Source organism: Nocardioides sp. GCM10030259 (assembly GCF_042666375.1).
Lineage (GTDB): Bacteria > Actinomycetota > Actinomycetes > Propionibacteriales > Nocardioidaceae > Nocardioides.
Genome location: NZ_JBHTDF010000019.1, coordinates 141,131 through 157,470, shown reverse-complemented (window position 1 = coordinate 157,470; position 16,340 = coordinate 141,131). Strand labels below are relative to the sequence as shown.

At 73.4% G+C, this 16,340-nt stretch carries 11 protein-coding genes; 7 read left to right on the top strand and 4 right to left on the bottom strand.

Annotation, left to right across the window (positions count from 1 at the left end):
* Positions 1-43: 43 nt before the first annotated feature.
* Positions 44-2,716, bottom strand: coding sequence for a pyruvate, phosphate dikinase (ppdK, locus tag ACFQQI_RS17055; RefSeq protein ID WP_378566031.1), 2,673 nt, complete (start codon positions 2,714-2,716; stop codon positions 44-46).
* Positions 2,717-3,150: 434 nt separating this feature from the next.
* The gene (locus ACFQQI_RS17050; RefSeq protein ID WP_378566028.1) at positions 3,151-4,512 is read right to left on the bottom strand and encodes a helix-turn-helix domain-containing protein; all 1,362 of its coding nucleotides are present in this window, start codon (positions 4,510-4,512) and stop codon (positions 3,151-3,153) included.
* Positions 4,513-4,622: 110 nt separating this feature from the next.
* On the opposite strand from ACFQQI_RS17050, the gene ACFQQI_RS17045 reads away from it, so the two are divergent.
* Positions 4,623-6,761 (top strand): transketolase C-terminal domain-containing protein, encoded by a 2,139-nt coding sequence (locus ACFQQI_RS17045; protein WP_378566025.1) that lies wholly within the window; start codon positions 4,623-4,625, stop codon positions 6,759-6,761.
* Positions 6,754-7,905: an NAD(P)/FAD-dependent oxidoreductase gene (locus ACFQQI_RS17040; RefSeq protein ID WP_378566022.1), complete on the top strand. Its 1,152-nt coding sequence runs from the start codon at positions 6,754-6,756 to the stop codon at positions 7,903-7,905. Before ACFQQI_RS17045 ends, ACFQQI_RS17040 begins: the two co-directional genes overlap by 8 nt.
* A gap of 87 nt (positions 7,906-7,992) precedes the next feature.
* Here ACFQQI_RS17040 and ACFQQI_RS17035 read toward each other — a convergent pair whose 3' ends face one another.
* On the bottom strand, positions 7,993-8,559 hold the full coding sequence (locus tag ACFQQI_RS17035) for a TetR/AcrR family transcriptional regulator (protein WP_378566019.1): 567 nt from the start codon (positions 8,557-8,559) through the stop codon (positions 7,993-7,995).
* A 41-nt stretch (positions 8,560-8,600) separates the two neighbouring features.
* Here ACFQQI_RS17035 and ACFQQI_RS17030 point away from each other — a divergent pair, with 41 nt between their 5' ends.
* From ACFQQI_RS17030 to ACFQQI_RS17010, 5 genes are all read left to right on the top strand, one after another.
* Complete coding sequence (locus ACFQQI_RS17030) at positions 8,601-9,095, top strand: GNAT family N-acetyltransferase (RefSeq protein WP_378566016.1); 495 nt, start codon at positions 8,601-8,603, stop codon at positions 9,093-9,095.
* A 10-nt stretch (positions 9,096-9,105) separates the two neighbouring features.
* A complete protein-coding gene (locus ACFQQI_RS17025; RefSeq protein WP_378566013.1) occupies positions 9,106-10,635 on the top strand; it encodes an aldehyde dehydrogenase family protein in 1,530 nt (509 codons plus the stop codon).
* Positions 10,636-10,854: 219 nt separating this feature from the next.
* Positions 10,855-13,011, top strand: coding sequence for a DEAD/DEAH box helicase (locus ACFQQI_RS17020; protein ID WP_378566010.1), 2,157 nt, complete (start codon positions 10,855-10,857; stop codon positions 13,009-13,011).
* A 66-nt stretch (positions 13,012-13,077) separates the two neighbouring features.
* Positions 13,078-13,590 (top strand): sigma-70 family RNA polymerase sigma factor, encoded by a 513-nt coding sequence (locus ACFQQI_RS17015; protein WP_378566007.1) that lies wholly within the window; start codon positions 13,078-13,080, stop codon positions 13,588-13,590.
* A complete protein-coding gene (locus tag ACFQQI_RS17010; protein ID WP_378566004.1) occupies positions 13,587-14,324 on the top strand; it encodes an anti-sigma factor family protein in 738 nt (245 codons plus the stop codon). The genes ACFQQI_RS17015 and ACFQQI_RS17010 overlap by 4 nt, the downstream gene beginning before the upstream one ends.
* 1 nt (position 14,325) lies before the next feature.
* Here ACFQQI_RS17010 and ACFQQI_RS17005 read toward each other — a convergent pair whose 3' ends face one another.
* Positions 14,326-16,338 (bottom strand): CDP-alcohol phosphatidyltransferase family protein, encoded by a 2,013-nt coding sequence (locus ACFQQI_RS17005; protein WP_378566001.1) that lies wholly within the window; start codon positions 16,336-16,338, stop codon positions 14,326-14,328.
* Between the last annotated feature and the right edge of the window lie 2 nt (positions 16,339-16,340).

The following is a 16,340-nucleotide window of genomic DNA, read 5'->3' as shown; positions in this document are numbered from 1 at the left end:
CATGGTAGGTCCGCAGGATGTGAGCCCACCCCGGGAAGCGGCGTCAGCCCCGGCGGCGCTCGAGGGCCGACCGGCCGGCCTCCCATCGGGCGACGGGCACGCGGAAGGGCGAGCACGAGACGTAGTCGAGCCCGACCTCGTCGAAGAAGTGGATGGAGCTCGGGTCGCCGCCGTGCTCGCCGCAGACGCCGAGGTGCAGGCCGGGCCGGGCTTCACGGCCGAGGCGGACGGCGGTGCGGACCAGCTCGCCGACGCCCTCCTCGTCGATCGACTCGAACGGCGAGGTCGCGAAGATGCCCTGGTCGAGGTAGTCCTGCACGAACTCCGACTCGACGTCGTCGCGGGAGAACCCCCACGTCATCTGCGTGAGGTCGTTGGTGCCGAACGAGAAGAAGTCGGCGACGCCGGCGATGCGGTCGGCCGTCACGGCGGCGCGCGGCAGCTCGATCATCGTGCCGATGGGGATGTCGAGCTCGACCTCGCGGGTGCGCTCCACGTCGGCCACGGCCTCCTCGAGCTGGGTGCGCACCAGGGCCAGCTCCCGCTCGGTGGCGACCAGGGGCACCATCAGCTCGGGGCGCGGGTCACCGCCGGCGGCCACGCGGTCGGCCGCGGCCTCTGCGACCGCGCGGGCCTGCATGGTGAACAGGCCCGGGATCACGATGCCGAGCCGGACCCCACGCAGCCCGAGCATCGGGTTCTGCTCGTGCAGGCGGCGTACGACCGCGAGCAGGGTGTGGTCGTGCTCGTCCTCGACATGCCGCTCGTCCTCCAGCGCGACGCGGACGGCCAGGTCGGTGAGGTCGGGCAGGAACTCGTGCAGCGGCGGGTCGATGAGCCGGATCGTCACGGGTAGCCCGTCCATCGCCTCCAGGATCCCGACGAAGTCGGTGCGCTGGAGGGGGAGGAGCTTGCCGAGCGCGGCCGACCGGCCGGCCGCGTCGGCGGCGACGATCAGCTCCTCGACGAGCTCGCGCCGGTCGCCGAGGAACATGTGCTCGGTGCGGCACAGCCCGATGCCCTGGGCGCCGAGCAGCCGCGCGTGGCGGGCGTCGTCCGGGGTGTCGGCGTTCGCCCGCACCTCGAGCCGACGCACACCGTCGGCGTGCGCGAGCAGGCGCGCCGCCGCGGCGGCAACGGGGTCGTCGATCTCCTCGCCTGCCAGCAGTCGTACGACGCCGGAGTCGCCGACCGGAACCGCCCCGAGGAAGACCTCGCCGGTGCTGCCGTCGACGGAGATCGTGTCGCCCTCGGCGACGACCTCCCCGCCACGCACGCGGAACTCGCGCCGGCCCAGGTCGATCTCGATCTCCTCGGCCCCGCAGACGCAGGTGCGTCCCATGCCGCGAGCGACGACCGCGGCATGGGACGTCTTCCCGCCACGGCTGGTGAGGATCCCGCGCGCGGCGACCATGCCCGGCAGGTCGTCGGGCGTCGTCTCCTTGCGGACCAGGATCACGTCGTCCCCGCGGGCGGCCCACTCGGCCGCCGTCTCGGAGTCCAGGGCGACGCGGCCGACGGCCGCGCCGGGCGACGCGCTCAGGCCGCGGGTGACTGCCGTGCGCTCGGCGTCGGGGGCGAACCGGGGGAACATCAGCGTGGCCAGCTGGTGACCGGTCACCCGGGTGAGCGCCTCGTCGAGATCGATGGCCCCCTCGTCCACCAGGTCGACCGCGATCCGCACGGCCGCCTCCGGGGTCCGCTTGCCGACCCGCACCTGGAGCAACCACAGGTTGCCGTCCTCGATCGTGAACTCGATGTCGCACAGGTCGCGGTAGTGGCCCTCGAGCGTCGACATCACCTGCATGAGCGCGTCGTACGACGGGCGATCGTGCTCGGCGAGACCGTCCAGGGCCAGCGTGTTGCGGATGCCCGAGACGACGTCCTCGCCCTGGGCGTTGGCCAGGTAGTCGCCGTACCCGCCGGGCGCGCCGGTCGCGGGGTCCCGCGTGAAGCACACGCCGGAGCCCGAGCTGTCCCCCCGGTTGCCGAACACCATCGTCTGCACCGTCACCGCGGTGCCGAGGTCGTCGGGGATCCGCTCCTGGCGCCGGTAGAGGGCGGCGCGGGGGGTGTTCCAGGACGTGAAGACCGCCCGGATCGCCAGGCGGAGCTGCTCGCGCGGCTCCTGCGGGAAGTCGGCGCCGGTGTGGTCGCGGATGATCCCCTTGAACTCCTCGACGAGCGAGCGCAGGTCGTCGGCGTCGAGCTGGGTGTCGGCGCTGACCCCGCGCTGCTGCATGCTGCGGTCGAGCGCCGAGGCGAACGCGTCCGCGTCGATGCCGAGGACCGTGGCGCCGAACATCTGGAGCAGCCGGCGGTAGGAGTCGACGGCGAAGCGCTCGTCGCCGCTGACCCGGGCGAGCCCGGCGACCGACGCGTCGTTGAGTCCGACGTCGAGCACCGTCTCCATCATCCCGGGCATCGAGAACTTGGCCCCCGACCGCACCGACACCAGCAGGGGGTCGTCGGGATCACCGAGCCGGCGGCCGCGGCGCTCCTCGAGGGCGCGCAGGTGCTCGTCGACCTCGGCCTCGAGCCCGTCGGGCTCCCGGCCGGTGCCGAGGAAGGCCCGGCAGGCGTCGGTGGTGATCGTGAACCCGGGTGGCACCGGCAGGCCGAGGTTGGTCATCTCGGCCAGGTTGGCGCCCTTGCCACCCAGCAGGTCCTTCTGGTCCTTGTTGCCCTCGTTGAACTCGCGGACGTAGACGCTCATGTCCTGAGGGTGCACCCCGACCGGGTGCTGGGGCGAGGGCCGAACGGCCCCGGACAGCGCTCGACCCCGTCGGCCTCAGGGGGGTGGGTGGCCGACGGGGCCGTCGCAGTGTTGCTGCCGCGCACCCCCGAGGAACGCGCCGGTTGCGGAGGGGGGCTTCCGGGTCCGGCGAGCGTCTCGATGCGCGGTGTCTGGCCATTCTGCCACAAGACTTGCCAAGATATGACAAGAAGTTGTCACGCCCGGTCCCGGGCATGACCCATGAAGAGGGAGAAATGAACATGGCTCGCACGCGCAGGATGCTGGTCGGAGTCGTCGCGGTGCTGTCGCTGGTCGGGTTCGGGGGAGCCGTACAGGCGGCCGCGGCAGATTCTGCGCAGGCGACCTCGGCACACCGTTGGTGCTGCTGATCTCGAGCTGAGATCCGGCCGCCGTCAGGAGCTTGACTGCGGCTGCGTGAGGCGCACTGCTGGTGCCACCAGGCCGGTGGCCGCGGCGGCGCGCCGGTAGGCGTCGAGCGCCCCCGTGGCGTCCCCGACGCTCTCGAGGAGACCCGCGAGCTCGAACCAGAGCTGGGCGGCCGATCGGTCGGCGCCCAGTCCGCTGAGCACGAGCACGGCCTCCTGGAAGTGGCTGTGCGCCACCGCGCGGTCGCCGTCGTTGACTGCGATCTGCCCCAGCAGGGCGTACCCGTTCGCGGCAACGATCGGTGTGCTGGCGCGCGCGGCTTGGGCGGTCTCCGTCGCCTGCGCCCGCGCGGCATCGATGTCGCCGAGTAGGAACCGGGCCCGAGCCTGCGCCAGGCGGTTGTCGGCCAGGTCGCCCGGCAGTGCGCCCGCGACCTCCATCTCCAGGGCGGCACTGGTCAGCAGGTCGAGGGCCTCGACGGGCTCCGGCGGGTCGACCAGCAGCTGCTGGATGCCGAGCTCGGTCCGCAGGCGGGCGATGTTGCGTGCGTCGCCGGCGGCCTCGAGCACGGCAAGGGCTCGCCGGGTCATCGGCAGCGCGAGGTCGGCGTTGCCGCGCATCGACTCGATGATCGAGAGGTTCCAGTACGCCGAGGCCTTCGCCACCGGCGAGCTCGCGTCCTCGGCGCGCTCGATGACGCGTCGGCACATCCGTGCCGCGTAGTCGACGTCACCCTGCTCGACGTACGCCGCCGCGAGGGAGAGCGTCACGCGCACAGCCTCGTCGAGCCCGGTCAGTCCGTGCTCCTCGACGAAACGCGACGCCTGGGTGCCGACCTCGATGGCCCGGCCGAGCTCCCCGGACTCCCGGTAGCAGCGGCACAGCGCGGTCTGTCCGCCGAGCCAGGTCAGGTCCCGCGGCGCCCTCTCGGCCAGGTCCTCCAGCGCGATGATGGCTCCGGGCACGTCGCCGGACACCTCGAGCACGTTCGCCCGCAGGTAGGACGCCTCGCGCTCGAGGTCGGGCACGTTCTCGACGGCCGGGTCGGCGAGGATCCGGCCCACGATCTCGAGCGCCTGCTCGGTCGAGCCGGTCGCCAGGGCGATCTGGGCATGGTCCAGCTCGACCCGGAGCTCGGTGAGCCGGTCGGGGGAGACGCCGACGAGGAGCTCCTCGGCGCTGACGCCGAGGGCGCCGGCGATGGTCTCGAGGAGCTGGGCGTCGGGGCGGCGCTGGCCGCTCTCGATCCGGGAGACGTAGCCGACCGAGACGGCATCGCCCGCGACCTGGGCCTGCGTCAGCCCCGCGCGCAGGCGCGTGGAGCGGACCCGGTCGCCCAGGATCGACAGGTCGATGGTCCGGCAGAGCTCGAGGAGATCGTCGCGCATGACACACATTGTGACCGAAGATGACAGATCTTGTCAGAACGTGTCGCAACCCTCGGTCCGACCTCCCGGTGGAAGAGTGGTCCGAGCGGGGCCGAGACGGGAGGACGCGGATGCCGGAGGCGATCGACGAGCACTTCCTCGAGCGCGTGCGCGCGCTGCGGCCGGGGGTCGCAGAGGAGGCCGATCAGGCGCGCGCGCTCGTCCTGTTCGAGGCCCAGGCACAGAGCCGTCACCTCGATCTCGCCGCGCGCTGGCTGCAGGCGCAGGGGGAGGGCTTCTACACGATCGGCTCGGCCGGGCACGAGGCCAACGCGGCGCTCGGGATGCTCACCCGCGTCGACGACCCGGCGCTGCTGCACTACCGGTCCGGCGGCTTCTACGCCGCCCGCGCCGCCCGCAACGCGGCCGAGCGCCCCGACGCCGCGACCACGCCCGTCCGCGACGTGCTCCTCGGCCTCACCGCCGCGGCGGCCGACCCGATCGCGGGTGGTCGCCACAAGGTGTTCGGGCACCCGGACCTGCACGTGATCCCGCAGACCTCCACGATCGCCTCCCACCTGCCCCGGGCGGTCGGCCTCGCGTTCGCGCTCGGCAACCTCGCCGACCTCGCGCCGCAGCGCCGCTGGCCGGAGGACGCCATCGTCGTGACGTCACTCGGCGACGCCTCGGTCAACCACTCGACGGCCCAGGGCGCGCTCAACGCCGCGGCGTACCTCACCCACCGCGGCCTCGACCTGCCGCTCCTCGTCGTGGTCGAGGACAACGGCCTCGGCATCAGCACGCGCACGCCGGCCGGCTGGCTCGAGGCGACGCTGCGTCGGCTCCCCGGCTGTGAGTACGTCGAGGCCGCGTCGCCGCGCCCCGACCGGCTGCTCGCCGACGTGGAGGCCGCGGTCGACCACGTGCGGGAGCGGCGGCGGCCGGTGCTGCTGCACCTCCGCACGGTGCGCTTTCTCGGGCATGCCGGCTCCGACGTCGAGCTGGGCTACCGCACCAGCGCCGAGATCGCCCGCGACCACGAGCGCGACCCGCTGCTGGCGACCGCGGCGTACCTCGTCGAGACCGGTGTCTGCACGCCCGACGAGGTGCTCGAGACGTACGAGCGCACCCGCGCCGCGGTGATGGACGAGGCGAAGTCGGTCATCGGCGAGCGTCGGCTCGCGTCGCGCGGCGAGGTCGTGCGCCCGCTGCACCGGCCCGAGACGCGGCCGGCACCGCCCCGGCGGCCGACGGGTGCTCCGCCGGAGGGGTCGCTGACCCTCGCCCAGGCGATCAACGGCGCCCTCGCGGAGCTGCTGGAGGAGCGCCCGCACGCGCTCGTGCTCGGCGAGGACGTCGGCGTCAAGGGCGGTGTGTACGGCGTGACTCGCGGGCTGCGGAAGCGGTTCGGCGGCCTGCGGGTGATGGACACGCTCCTCGACGAGCAGACGATCCTCGGCACGGCGCTCGGCGCGTCGCTGGCCGGGCTGCTGCCGGTGCCGGAGATCCAGTACCTCGCCTACCTCCACAACGCCGAGGACCAGCTCCGCGGCGAGGCCGCGTCGCTTGCGTTCTTCTCCGACGGGCGCTACCGCAACCCGATGGTCGTGCGGATCCCGGGGCTCGCCTACCAGAAGGGGTTCGGCGGCCACTTCCACAACGACAACTCGCTCGCCGTGCTCCGCGACATCCCCGGGCTGGTCGTGTGCGTGCCGAGCCATCCCGCCGACGCGCCGCTGCTGCTCCGCGAGTGCGCCGAGCTCGCGGAGCTCGACGGCCGGGTCTGCGTGATGGTGGAGCCGATCGCGCTCTACCACGCGCGGGACCTGCACGAGCCGGGCGACGGGCTGTGGACCGCGCGGTACGCCGCGGGGACGCCCCGCGGACCGCGCGCCCACGGCGACGGCGAAGACCTGCTGGTCGTGACGTTCGGCAACGGCGTCCCCATGTCGCTGCGCGCGGCCCGCACCCTCTCGCACGACCGGATCGGCGCCACCGTGCTCGACCTGCGCTGGGTCGCGCCGCTGCCGGTCGACGAGCTCGCGGCGTACGCCGCCGACTTCGACCGGGTGCTGGTCGTCGACGAGACCCGGCGGTCGGGCGGCGTCGGCGAGGGCGTGGTGACCGCGCTGGTCGAGCGCGGCTACCGCGGCCGGATCGGCCGCGTCGCGAGCACGGACTCCTACGTGCCGCTCGGACCCGCGGCGCGGCTGGTGCTGGTGACCGAGGACGAGATCGTCGAGGCGGCACGGGGGCTCTGCGGTGGCTGAGGTGCCGACGCGCGCCTTGGTGGTCGTCGTCGGCGGCGGGGTGATGGGGCTGAGCGCGGCGTACCACCTGGCCCGGGCCGGCGTGCCCGACGTCGTGGTGCTCGAGCGCGACAGCCTCGGCTCCGGGTCGACGTGCAAGGCGGCCGGCGGGGTGCGGGCGATGTTCTCCGACCCGGTCAACATCGAGCTCGGACTGCGCAGCCTGAAGGCCTTCGAACGGTTCCCCGACGAGCTCGGACAGGACATCGACCTCCAGCGGTCGGGCTACCTCTTCCTGCTCGACGACCCCGGGCACGTCGCGGCGTTCGAGGCGGCCGTCGCGCTCCAGAACTCGCTCGGCGTGCCCAGCGGGATGGTCTCTGCGCGGGAGGCCGGGGCGCTGTCGCCGCTGGTCTCGCTCGACGGGATCCTCGCCGCCGCCTGGTCGCCCGACGACGGCCACTGCACGCCCGAGTCGGTCGTGCTCGGGTACGCCGCGGGGGCGCGTCGCGCCGGCGCCCGCGTCATCGCCCACTGCGCGGCGACGGGCATCGAGGTCGTCGACGGTGCGGTGCGGTCGGTGGCGACGTCGGCTGGCCGGATCGAGACCGACACGGTCGTCTGCGCCGCCGGCGCATGGTCGCGGGCGGTGGGGGAGATGGCCGGCGTCGACCTGCCGGTCACGCCGCTGCGGCGACAGATCCTCACCACCTCGCCGATGCCGGGGCTCGACCCGGCGACGCCGTTCACCATCGACTTCGGCACCAGCCTCTACTTCCACCTCGAGGGACCCGGCCTGCTGCTCGGCATGTCCGACCCCGACGAGCAGCCCGGCTTCGACGTGGCCCGCTCCGACGCCTGGCTCCCGCGCCTCGGCTCGGCCATCGAGCGCCGGGTGCCCGCGCTCGCCGACGTCGGCATCGCGTCCGGCTGGGCCGGGCTCTACGAGATGACGCCCGACCACAACGCACTGGTCGGCGAGGCCGCCGGGGTCTCGCGGTTCCTCTACGCCACCGGCTTCTCCGGCCACGGCTTCCTGATGGGGCCGGCGATCGGTGAGGTGGTGCGCGACCTGGTGCTCGGCCGCACTCCTCCCGTCGACGTCGCCGGCCTCTCGGTCGAGCGGTTCGGCGCCGGCGTACGCCCGGAGCTCAACATCGTGTGAAGGTCGAATCGGGACTTCTGCCAGTTGACTCCGGACTTTCGGTGGCCAGAACTCTCGATTCAACCGTCACAACTCTCGATTCAACCGTCACAACTCTCGATTCAACGTTGCGTGCACTGCGGCCGTGACGCGAGGCTCGTCGTCGGTGGCCAGCAGGTCGAGCAGGCCGCCGCGGAGCACCGCGAGCACGGCCGTACGGTGCACGAGGCCCGCGTCGGTGTCCCGCTCCGTCTCGGGCTGGTGGGCGGCGAGCACGGCCAGCCAGTCGCGCACGGTCGCGGCCGCGAACCCGGCCCAGGCGCCGTCGGGCTCCACCAGCGACCGGGCGTAGGCCTCGGCCCAGAGCCGGAGCAGCGGCCGGTGCTCGGGCGCCGACAGCCACGACCAGACCTGCCCGCCGGCCGACGCGAGGTCGCCGGGGTCGTCGAGCCGGCCGAGCAGCGCGACCTCGTCGGTGCGGGCGCGGGCGAGCAGCGCCCGCACCAGGCCGTCCTTGCTGCCGAACAGGAAGAGCAGCACCCGCGGGCTCGAGCCGATCGCCGCCGCGAGCGGCCGCAGCGACAGGTCGGCCAGGCCGTGCTCGAGGACGTACGAGTACGCCGCCTCCAGCAGCTCGAGCTGTCGGGCGGAGGGGGTGGCGTCCGAGGCGGTCACGGCACTAGCATACTGAAACAGTCGTTTCAGTTGGAGGTGTGATGGCAGGGGTCGTCGTACGACGCGCGGACCGGCCGGGCGACCTGGGGTGGGTCGTGATGGCCCACGGCGAGGTGTACGCCGAGCAGTTCGGGTGGGACACCGACTTCGAGGCGCTGGTCGCCCGGATCGTCGGCGAGTACGCCGCCGACCACGACCCGGCGCGCGAGGCGGCCTGGGTCGCCGAGGTGGACGGCGAGCGCGCCGGCTGCATCGTTCTCGTCCGGGGCGACGAGGGGGACGACGGAGCCGCAAGGCTGCGCATCCTGCTGGTCACCCCGAAGGCGCGCGGGCTCGGTCTCGGCGGTCGGCTCGTCGAGGAGTGCCTGGCGTTCGCGCGGGCCGCCGGCTACGCGCGCGTCGACCTCTGGACCAACGACGTGCTGGCCTCGGCCCGCCGGATCTACGAGGCCGCAGGGTTCCGGCTGGTGGCCGAGGAGCCGCACCACAGCTTCGGCCACGACCTCGTCGGGCAGACGTGGAGCCTGATGCTGTAGGAACAGCACCATGACCACCATCCCGTCCCAGTCCGAGCTGTCCGCGCTGGCCCTCGAGACCGCGCGCCGCTGCGGTGTCGACGTCGAGGCGCTGACCGGCGACGTCACCTCCGCGTCGCCGATCAACGGGCAGGGGGTCGCGTCGCTGACGTGGCGGGACGCGGTGTACGTCGACGAAACGGTCGGCCGGGCGGGGGAGGCGTTCCGGGCCTGGCGGAAGGTGCCGGCGCCCGCCCGCGGCGGGCTGGTGAAGCGCTGGGCCGAGCTGCTCAGCGAGCACAAGGACGACCTCGCGACGCTGGTGAGCATCGAGGCCGGGAAGATCACGTCCGAGGCGCGCGGCGAGATCCAGGAGATGATCGACATCTGCGACTTCGCGGTCGGTCTCTCGCGCCAGCTCTACGGGCGGACCATGCCGTCCGAGCGCCCGGGCCACCGGCTGATGGAGACGTGGCACCCGCTCGGCGTCGTCGGCGTGATCTCCGCGTTCAACTTCCCGGCGGCGGTCTGGTCGTGGAACACCGCCATCGCGCTCGTCTGCGGCGACCCGGTCGTCTGGAAGCCCTCCGAGCTCACCCCGCTGACGGCGCTGGCGTGCCAGGCCACCCTGACGCGGGCGATCGCCGAGCAGGGCGCGCCGGACGCGCTGTCGCAGGTCGTCCTCGGCGGCCCCGACGTCGGGCAGGCGCTCGTCGACCACGACGGCATCGCGCTGCTCAGCGCCACCGGCTCGACCCGGATGGGCCGCGCGGTCGGCCCGCGGGTGGCCGAGCGGTTCGGCCGCTCCCTGCTCGAGCTCGGCGGCAACAACGCGGCCGTGGTGACGGGCAGCGCCGACCTCGACCTCGCCGTCCGCGGCATCGTCTTCGCCGCCGCCGGCACCGCCGGCCAGCGTTGCACGACGATGCGCCGCGTCATCGCGCACACGAGCGTCGTCGACGAGCTCACCGACCGGCTCGAGGCGGCGTACGGCCGGCTCCCGATCGGCAACCCGATGACCGAGGGCACGCTCGTGGGGCCGCTGGTCAATCGGCGCTCGTACGACGCGATGACGGCCGCCCTCGAGGAGGCGAGGGCCGACGGCGGGGAGGTCGTGGTCGGCGGAGGCCGGGCCCACGCGGACCTCGCGCCGGACGCCTTCTACGCCGAGCCCGCCGTGGTGCGGATGAAGGAGCAGGCCGGCGTGGTCGCCCGCGAGACGTTCGCGCCGCTGCTCTACGTGATGCCGTACGACGACTTCGCCGACGCGATCGCGCTCAACAACGCCGTGCCCCAGGGGCTGTCGTCGTGCGTGTTCACCTCCGACGTGGCCGAGGCGGAGCTGTTCGTGTCGGCCGAGGGCTCCGACTGCGGCATCGTCAACGTCAACATCGGCACGTCCGGCGCCGAGATCGGCGGGGCGTTCGGCGGGGAGAAGGAGACGGGCGGCGGCCGCGAGTCCGGGTCGGACGCCTGGCGTGCCTACATGCGTCGCGCGACCAACACGATCAACTTCTCCGGCGAGCTCCCGCTCGCCCAGGGAGTGGACTTCACGGTCTGACTCACGCGCGGCGGGGTTTGCGCGCTACAGTGGGTGGGACGTCGGCCCGATCGGGCCGCGTTTCTCAATGGTCGCGTGGGGGACACGCCGACCGAATCGCGTCAGGGGAGCGGCCCCGTCGGGGGCAGGTCCGACGACGCGCGTTCGTCCCGGTCCCGGGGCCGTGAGGGTGTACCCACACCCATCCGCGTCTCCGCGACCGTCACTCGAGGAGGGTTCTTGGCTCGACAGGGCCAGCAGCAGACGGCGAGTCGCCGTACGTCGAACCGGTCGTCCCAGCGAGGCGGCCAGCGCAACGGGCGACGCCGCCCGCTCGACAACGAGGGGATCATCCCGATCCTCGCGCGTGCCGTGCGCGAGGTCGAGAACGCCGTCGAGCGCCGTTCGAACGTCCCCGGCATCCGCAGCAAGTTCCAGGTCGTCGCCCTGCTGGCGCGCGAGGAGCGGGCGCGGGTGAAGGCCGACGCCGCGATGACCGACGCCCAGCGCAACGAGCAGCTCAAGCGGCTCGACGGCATCGCGACGATCCTCGCCAAGACCGCCGCCCGCGAGCCGTCGCTCTTCGCACTGCTCGCCGAGGACGCGACCGTCTCCGACTCGGCGAAGGCGCTGCGCAAGGACATGATCGCCGCCGCCGGGCTCGAGGCCGAGGAGGAGCCCGAGCCCGAGGTCGAGCCGGAGCTCGACCCCAACGCCGAGCGTCGCGTCGTGCCCCAGTCGGTGCTCTCCCGCCAGCTCGCGAACCCCTTCCTGGTGCCCGACTTCACGGCCGCCGAGCAGCGCAGGCCGCTGACCCACCGGCTCGCCACCTGGGAGCTCCTCGGCCCGCTCTTCCGGTCGTTCGAGACCGCGGCCGCCGGCGCCACCTCGTGCATGGACCTGCCGGAGCCGGAGTCGCTCCAGGCGCCCGGTGGTCACGAGCTGATGCGCCACCAGGCGCAGCTCGTCGAGTCCGCCCGGCACGGCCACCGCAGCTTCCTGCTCGCCGACGAGCCCGGCCTCGGCAAGACCGCGCAGTCGCTGCTGGCCGCGGAGGCCGCCGGCGCGTTCCCGCTGCTCGTCGTGGTCCCCAACGTCGTCAAGATGAACTGGGCGCGCGAGGCCAGCATGTGGACGCCGCGGCGTACCTCCACCGTCATCCACGGTGACGGCTACGACCTCGACGGGTTCGCCGACATCGTCATCGTCAACTACGAGGTGCTCGACCGCCACGTCGGCTGGATGGCCAACCACGGCTTCCGCGGGATGGTGGTCGACGAGGCCCACTTCATCAAGAACAAGACCTCGCAGCGCTCCCAGAACGTCCTGCACCTCTCCGCGCGCATCCGCGAACGGGCCGCCCGGCCGCTGCTGATGGCGCTGACGGGTACGCCGCTGATCAACGACATCGAGGACTTCCGGGCGATCTGGCAGTTCCTCGGCTGGGTCGACGACAAGAAGCCCCTCGACACGCTGATGGCCTCGCTCGAGGAGACCGGCCTGACGCCGGCCGACCACGCGTTCTACCCGGCCGCGCGCCGCGCCGTGGTCGACATGGGCATCGTGCGTCGCCGCAAGGTCGACGTCGCCGCCGACATCCCGGCCCGCCGGGTGGCGGACCTGCCCGTCGAGCTCGACGACGAGGTCGGCCGCTCGATCCGCGACGCCGAGCGCGAGCTCGCGCGCCGGCTCGTCGAGCGCTACGAGACCGCGCTCGCCACCCGCAAGTCCGGCAGCGTCGTCGACGGCATCGACCACGGGCTGGTCCGCCAGGTCGCGACGTGGGAGCGCGAGGACACCGACAGCTCGAGCGGCGAGAACGTCTTCACGATGATGCGCCACATCGGCAAGGCGAAGGCCGGCCTCGCGGCCGACTACGCCGCCCAGCTCGCGAGGAACGTCGGCAAGGTCGTGTTCTTCGCCAAGCACATCGACGTCATGGACACCGCCGAGGAGACGTTCGCCCGCCGCGGCATCCGCTACTCGTCGATCCGCGGCGACCAGACGACGAAGGCGCGCGAGCAGAACATCAGCGACTTCGTCAACGACCCCGAGGTCGAGATCATCGTCTGCTCGCTCACCGCGGCCGGCGTCGGCATCAACCTCCAGGTCGCGTCCAACCTGGTGCTCGCCGAGCTCTCGTGGACCGACGCCGAGCAGACCCAGGCCATCGACCGGGTGCACCGCATCGGGCAGGCCATGCCGGTCACGGCGTGGCGGATCATCGCCGCACAGACGATCGACACCCGGATCGCGGAGCTCATCGACAGCAAGGCGGGCCTGGCTGCCCGGGCGCTCGACGGCGCCGGCGAGACGGTCGCGACCTCGATCGACGTCCAGCTCGAGGCGCTGGTCACCCTCCTCACCGACGCGCTCGAGGAGAAGTACGCCGCCTGAGCCCGGAGAATGGGCACGTGCTGAACCGGACCACGCCGTGGGCCGTGTGAGGTGCGGGAGGTGGTGATGGCCGAGAGCCCGGTCGTCCTGATGCAGCGGCTGCACGACGAGCACGCCGGTGCGTTGTGGGGCTACTGCCTCCGCCTGACCGGCAACGACCGGGCGCGGGCGGAGGACGTGGTCCAGGAGACCCTGCTGCGCGCGTGGCGCAGCCTGGAGAGCCTCGACGAGGCCCAGGGATCCGTCCGGGCTTGGCTGTTCAAGGTGGCACGCAACATCGTGATCGACGACTGGCGGACCAAGCGCTCGCAGAGCGAGGTGACGGTCGCCGACGTGCCCGACGGCGCCGGCGAGGCCGACAAGACCGACCAGGTGCTGCTCTCCTGGGTCGTCGCCGAGGCGCTGACCCGGCTGTCGGCCGAGCACCGCTCGGTGCTGCTCGAGTGCTACTACCGCGGGCTGCCGGTGGCCGAGGCGGCCGAGCGGCTCGGCGTACCCGCCGGCACGGTGAAGTCGCGCACGCACTACGCGTTGCGTGCGCTGCGGCTCGCGCTCGAGGAGATGGGGGTCGTGGCATGACCACCAGCTGCGAGTTCACCCACGACGACGCCGCCTACGTGCTCGGCGCGCTGCCGCCGGCGGAGCGGCTGGCGTTCGAGCGCCACCTGGCGACCTGCCCGGACTGCGCCCGGTCGGTCGGCCAGATCGCCGGGCTGCCGGGCCTGCTCGCCCGGGTGCCGCTGGACGTGGTCGAGTCCGCGCCGGCGCCCGAGCCGCTGCCCGACACCCTGCTGCCCGCGCTGCTCGACGAGGCGCGGCGCACCGAGCGGCGCCGCCGTTGGGTGGTCGGCCTGGCCGCAGCGGCGGCGGTGGCCGCGATCGCCGGGGCGTCGGTGGTCGTGGCGGTCGTGGCGGACGACGACGGCACGGCGGGCCCGCAGGCCGACCCGCCCGCGAGCAGCGCCACCACGCCGTCGACCGCGCCGCCGCAGCAGATGACCCCGGTGCGACCGGGCGGCGACGACGTCGCCACGGTCGCCCTCACCTCGGTCGCCTGGGGCACTCGGCTCGACGTGGTGTGCCGGTGGGACAGTGGCGAGGACGCGCCGCCGGACTACGACCACGGCCCGCCCCCGACGTACGCGCTGGTGGTGCGCTCCATCGACGGCGACGCCCAGCAGGTCGCCACCTGGACCGGGCTGCCCGGCAAGACCATGCAGGTCAGCGGCGCGACGTCGCTGGCCCGCGACGACATCGCTTCGGTCGAGATCCAGACCGCGGACGGACGGCCGGCGTTCGAGCTCGCCGGCTGACCTACTCCTCGAACGCCGCGAAGAGCCGGTCCCGCAGGTCGTCCATCGGCCACACCGGGCCGTCGTCGCTCGGCCGGAGCCCGGGCCGCCAGCCCCACCCGTCGATCCGGTGCAGCACTCGCGGGTCACGGGCGATCACGGTCGCCGGCACGTCGTGGCCGGGGTCGGGCCCGGTGACGTAGGAGTGGGGCTGGTGGTCGCCGAGGACCAGCAGCACCAGGTCGTCGTCCGGCTGCGTCTCCAGCCAGGAGACCAGGGTGGTCAGCGAGTAGGCGATGTTGCGGTCGTACTTCGCGCGGACGTCGTCCAGGGTCTCCTGCGGCGGGTGGAGCCCGGCGCCGTCGCCGACCTCGTCCCACGGCGTCAGCGGTGGCTGTGGTGTCCACGGGTGGTGGCTGGAGACCAGGTCGATCTCCGCGAACGTGGGTGGCCGGTCCGTCGGGGTGAGCTCACGAGCGGTGAACGTCGCCAGGGTGTACTGGTCCGGCACCGGGGCGTAGCCGAAGTCCGGGCCGCGATAGCCGACATTGCGCGAGTCGTAGAGGTCGTCGAAGCCGTAGAACGCCTGTCCCTCGGGCCAGTCCCTGGTGTTGGCGGGTACGTCGAACACCGTGCGCCACCCGGCGTCGTCGAACGCCGAGGTCAGCGTCGTCCGGTCCGCGTCGATGAGCTGGTCGTAGCGGCGCTGGCTGTCGACCCACAGGCCGGACTGGAGGGTCGCGTGCGCCAGCCAGCTCGCGGCCCCGAAGGTCGGCGAGGTCAGGTAGGCGCTGCGGGTCCGCCAGTCGGCGTCGTCGAGCCGGCGGCTCCCGGCGGCGACGGCCGCCGTCGTCTGAGGCATGTCGAGCGCGACCCGCCCGTAGGACTCCACGAACACCACGAGCACGTCCCGTCCGCGCAGGCCGCGGAGGGCCGGCGGATCCTCCCAGGGATCGTCGTCGACCCGGGCCGCGAACGCCCGCTGGTCGGCGAGATCGGCGCGCACCTGGCGCACCTCGGCGTACGCCAGGCCGCTGGAGGCCGTCGACCCGATCGGCAGCAGCGGCGCGAGGAGGCACGCGACCCCGAGCGCCAGCGTCGGCTGCCGGTGCCGGGCGAGGACGCCGGCGACCCGGACCGTCGCGAGCGGGAGCGCGACGAGCAGGGCCAGCACCAGCACCGCGGCCGCGGCCGCGGTGGCCCAGGCGGCGGAGTCGCCGATCGAGTCGCCGAGCACGTCCACGCCGGGGCCCAGGTAGCGCCAGTCGGTGAGCGGGTCGAACGGCCGGTCCAGGAAGGTCTCGAAGCCCCGGTCCATCGCGTGCACGACGACCAGCGCCGCGATCAGCACCCCGACGGCGGTGGCGGCGAACCGGCGGCCGCGGGGGAGCAGCGCGACGCCGGCGAGCAGCAGCGCCTCGGCGGGCAGCCGCACCAGCCCCGCGGGACCGGTCGGCAGCAGCAGTGCCGCCCAGACGACGCCGATCGCGACCAGGGTGGGCCCGCCTCCGGTCGGGTACGGCGTGGCCGGGTCGGCCCGTCGGCGCCGGAGCCACCAGACGTCCCGGCCGAAGGACTCGGCGAGCAGCGCCAGCGCGACCACCAGCGCGGCCGAGGCGACCACGTCGGGAAGCAGGCCGGACAGCGCGACGGCGAGCACGATGCCCTGCACGGCCGCGACCACCTTGCGCCAGTAGCGCGGCGGCACCGGCTGCCGCAGCCACGGCGCGACCCGCTCGGCGAGCCAGAGCAGGTAGCGCGCGGCGCCGATCAGCAGCACCCACCAGCCGTACGCCGCGGCGGCGTAGACGCTCAGCACTGCGATCAGGAACGCGTCGGTCTCCATGTCGAACCGCGCCCCGAACGGGTTCGCGGTGCCGGTGCGTCGCGCGACCTGCCCGTCGACCCAGTCCATCGCGAGCGCGATCGCGACCAGCGTCAGCCCGAGCTCGGTCGGCCCCACGAACGCGACGACCAGGGCAAGGGCCAGACGCGTGCCGGTGATGATGTCTGCCGGACGCTGAACCCGGACCACCG